General features: G+C 58.6%; 4 protein-coding genes. 3 read left to right on the top strand and 1 reads right to left on the bottom strand.

Features of this window, described 5'->3' with window-relative positions:
• On the bottom strand, nucleotides 1-98 hold a 98-nt coding region (locus AAAB16_RS14285), incomplete at its 3' end, for a hypothetical protein (protein WP_340663910.1).
• Nucleotides 99-299: 201 nt separating this feature from the next.
• Here AAAB16_RS14285 and AAAB16_RS14280 point away from each other — a divergent pair.
• The 3 genes from AAAB16_RS14280 (at nucleotide 300) to AAAB16_RS14270 (ending at nucleotide 3,529) form a co-directional block, all read left to right on the top strand.
• Nucleotides 300-1,694, top strand: coding sequence for an FAD-binding oxidoreductase (locus AAAB16_RS14280; protein ID WP_340663909.1), 1,395 nt, complete (start codon nucleotides 300-302; stop codon nucleotides 1,692-1,694).
• A 67-nt stretch (nucleotides 1,695-1,761) separates the two neighbouring features.
• Entirely contained in the window at nucleotides 1,762-2,427 is a 666-nt protein-coding gene (locus AAAB16_RS14275; protein ID WP_340663908.1) for a fumarylacetoacetate hydrolase family protein, read from the top strand.
• A 175-nt stretch (nucleotides 2,428-2,602) separates the two neighbouring features.
• Nucleotides 2,603-3,529 (top strand): SdiA-regulated domain-containing protein, encoded by a 927-nt coding sequence (locus AAAB16_RS14270; RefSeq protein ID WP_340663907.1) that lies wholly within the window; start codon nucleotides 2,603-2,605, stop codon nucleotides 3,527-3,529.
• Nucleotides 3,530-3,615: the final 86 nt, after the last annotated feature.

The following is a 3,615-nucleotide window of genomic DNA, read 5'->3' as shown; positions in this document are numbered from 1 at the left end:
GTGTAGCCCGCCGCCTTGAGGACGTCGACAGCCGATTGGTGGACGCCTTCGAGAAGAAGGAACTTGATCTTGCTCTTGTCGAGAGAGGTCTTGCTCATCTGAGTACCTGTTTGTCCCGGTAGAAAAGTCAGGGAAAGCCAGCGTGGCGGGCAGCCCATTTCGGCTTCGCGCCGCTGCCGCAAACCGAGCACAGAGCACGATTCGCGGGGGGCGTATGCTAGCATGTCTTCCTTTTTACTTGCTCGGTTGCGACCTGAAAGGTTCTCAGGGCGACCATGAATAGCGCGAGAGTTCTGTAGATGACCGACGTTGCCCTGATTGAACAACTCAAGACCCTGGTTGAGCCTGGCAAAGTGCTGACCGACGCCGATTCGCTCAATACCTACGGTAAAGACTGGACCAAGCACTTCGCCCCGGCACCGCTGGCCATCGCGTTTCCCAAGACCATTGAGCAGGTGCAGGCCATTGTCCGTTGGGCCAATGAGCACAAGGTGGCACTGGTGCCGTCCGGTGGTCGTACCGGGCTTTCCGCTGCCGCTGTGGCCGCCAATGGCGAAGTGGTCGTGGCTTTCGACTATATGAACCAGGTGCTGAGCTTTAACGAATTCGACCGTACCGCTGTGTGCCAGCCGGGCGTGGTCACCAAGCAATTACAGATGTTTGCCGAAGAAAAAGGCCTGTATTACCCGGTGGACTTTGCCTCAGCGGGCTCCAGCCAGATTGGCGGCAATATCGGCACCAACGCCGGTGGCATCAAGGTGATTCGCTACGGCATGACCCGCAACTGGGTCGCTGGCCTGAAAGTGGTTACCGGCAAAGGTGAGCTGCTGGAGCTGAACAAAGACCTGATCAAAAACGCCACCGGCTACGATCTGCGTCAGCTGTTTATCGGCGCTGAAGGCACCCTGGGTTTTGTCGTCGAAGCCACCATGCGCCTGGACCGGGCGCCGCAAAACCTCACCGCCATGGTGCTCGGTGCCGCCGATTTCGACTCGATCATGCCGGTGCTGCACGCTTTTCAGAACAAGCTCGACCTCACCGCCTTCGAATTTTTCTCCGACAAAGCCCTGGCCAAAATCATGGGCCGTGGCGATGTTCCGGCGCCGTTCGAAACCGACTGCCCGTTCTATGCCCTGCTGGAATTTGAAGCCACCACCGAAGAAGTCGCCGAAGCGGCCCTGGCCACCTTTGAGCACTGCGTGGAGCAAGGCTGGGTGCTTGATGGCGTGATGAGCCAAAGCGAGCAGCAACTGCAAAACCTGTGGAAGCTGCGCGAGTACATCTCGGAAACCATCTCGCACTGGACGCCGTACAAAAACGATATCTCGGTCACAGTGGCCAATGTGCCGGCGTTCTTGCATGACATCGACGCCATTGTCGGCGAGCACTACCCGGATTTCGAAATCGTCTGGTTTGGTCATATCGGCGACGGCAACCTGCACCTGAACATCCTCAAGCCAGAAAACCTGAGCAAGGACGAGTTCTTTGCCAAGTGCGCGACGGTGAACAAGTGGGTGTTCGAAATCGTGCAAAAGTACAACGGCTCGATCTCCGCCGAACACGGCGTGGGCATGACCAAACGCGATTACCTGACCTACAGCCGCTCGGAAGCCGAAATCGCCTATATGAAAGCCATCAAGGCCGTGTTTGACCCCAATGGCATCATGAACCCGGGCAAGATTTTCCCCCTGTAACACTGTTTTCGCTTGCGCCGGGACGGCCACAAGCTGGCCCGGCTTTCACACGATTCAGGAGTCGTTTATGAGCTACCAACATCGTTATCAGGATGGCACCCACATCCATTTTCCTATCGGCAAAGTGGTCTGCGTAGGGCGTAACTACGCCGAGCACGCTAAAGAACTGAACAACCCGGTGCCCACCGAGCCGCTGTTGTTTATCAAGCCCGGCAGTTGTGTGGTGGAAGCCGAAGGCGGCTTTAGCATTCCCACCGACCGTGGCGGCGTGCACTACGAAGCGGAAATCGCCGTGCTGATCGGCAAGCCGTTGTCGCGCACGCCGAATCAGGAGGAAGTGCTCGACGCCATTTCCGGTTTTGCCCCGGCCTTGGACCTGACCCTGCGCGACGTGCAAGCCAAGCTCAAGGAAAAGGGTTACCCGTGGGAAATCGCCAAGTCGTTTGACGGCGCCGCCGTGCTGGCGCCGTTTGTCAGCAGCGATGCCTACAGCGACCTGACCGATATCGGCATTCGCCTGACCATCAATGGCGAAGTGCGCCAGGACGGCAACAGCGCCTCCATGCTTAACCCGATTCTGCCGATCATTGCCCACATTGCCGGGCACTTCAGTCTGCAACCGGGCGACGTGATTCTCACCGGCACACCGGCCGGCGTAGGGCCGTTGAACCAAGGTGATGAGCTGCTACTCGAACTGGTCGGCCAGTCGAGCGTCAGCACCCGCGTGCTGTAACAGAGTCGACAAATCGCTGTAACCAATTGCGGGTGTCGTGAGCGCGAGTGGCTGTTGTACAGTTCGGCTCCCGCCCGCGCCCCAGTGCGCGGGTAAACGGTTCTTCACGGATGATCCAACCGGAATGTCATGCTTTGGCGGCTAGTGTGCCGCCGCAGTAACAGAGACAGTCCCTATGCGCCCCATTCGTCCTCTGACCCTGCGCCGCAGCTGGCCCTGGCTGGTATTTGCCGCCGTATTGGTTACCGTCGCCGCGTTCACCTACACCTGGGGCTGGCTGGGCCAAGCCCAGTACTGGGCCGATGAAGATAACTTCGACCAGGCCGAACGTGATGCCAGCATCTGGCTGCCGGGCTACCGGGCAATTATTCAAGCCAAGCCGCTCAAGGATCTTGAGGACGACGAAACCTCGGACCTGACTTACAACCCCGACACCAAAACCCTGTTCACCGTCACTGGCAAAGAGCCGCTGCTGGTCGAGTTGACGCGCGACGGTGAAGTGCTGCGGCGTATCGAGCTGGTCGGTTTCAACAACCCCGAAGGGGTGGCGATGCTCAGCAACGGCAATATGGCGATCACCGATGAACGCCGCCGTACGCTGTCGATTTTCAAGCTCGGCCCGGTGGACGTGGAATTGCGTGCGATAGACACCGAGGAATTCGACCTCGGCTATTCCGACTCCGGCAACAAAGGGTTTGAGGGCATCGCCTGGGATCCGGCGCAGCAGCGCTTACTGTTGGGCAAAGAGCGCTCACCAACTGCTATGTTCAGCTGGAGCAGCGACGGCACCCAGGAGCTGGCCGGCAAGATGGAACCGCTGCCCAGTGACGAGCTGTATATGCGCAACCTCTCGGCCCTGAGCGTTGACCCGCGTACCGGCCACACCCTGGTGCTGTCCGCGCAATCCAAGCTGCTGTTGGAGTTAGATGAGCGTGGCCAGCCGGTGAGCTTTATCAGCCTGTTTGGTGGCATGAACGGCCTGCACAACAGCATTCCGCGGGCGGAAGGCGTGGCCATTGATGAGGAAGGCACTATCTATATGGTCAGCGAGCCGAATCTGTTTTACGTGTTCCGCAAAGAGAAAGCAGCGGATCCGTCTTAAACAACCGTACCCGCTCAAACCTGTAGGGTGTGCTGTGCGCACCAAGCTATTTCCCCGCCTACCTTCTGGTCAGCAATACCACCGTC

The organism is Pseudomonas sp. (assembly GCF_037994325.1).
Lineage (GTDB): Bacteria > Pseudomonadota > Gammaproteobacteria > Pseudomonadales > Pseudomonadaceae > Aquipseudomonas.
The sequence above is the reverse complement of the archived record's forward strand: the minus strand, read 5'-3'. Positions and strand labels throughout refer to the sequence as shown.

Bases quoted from the DNA above. Each gene is read 5' to 3' on its own strand.
- AAAB16_RS14280 (WP_340663909.1), top strand. From the start codon at position 300: ATGACCGACGTTGCCCTGATTGAACAACTCAAGACCCTGGTTGAGCCT.
- AAAB16_RS14275 (WP_340663908.1), top strand. From the start codon at position 1,762: ATGAGCTACCAACATCGTTATCAGGATGGCACCCACATCCATTTTCCT.
- AAAB16_RS14270 (WP_340663907.1), top strand. From the start codon at position 2,603: ATGCGCCCCATTCGTCCTCTGACCCTGCGCCGCAGCTGGCCCTGGCTG.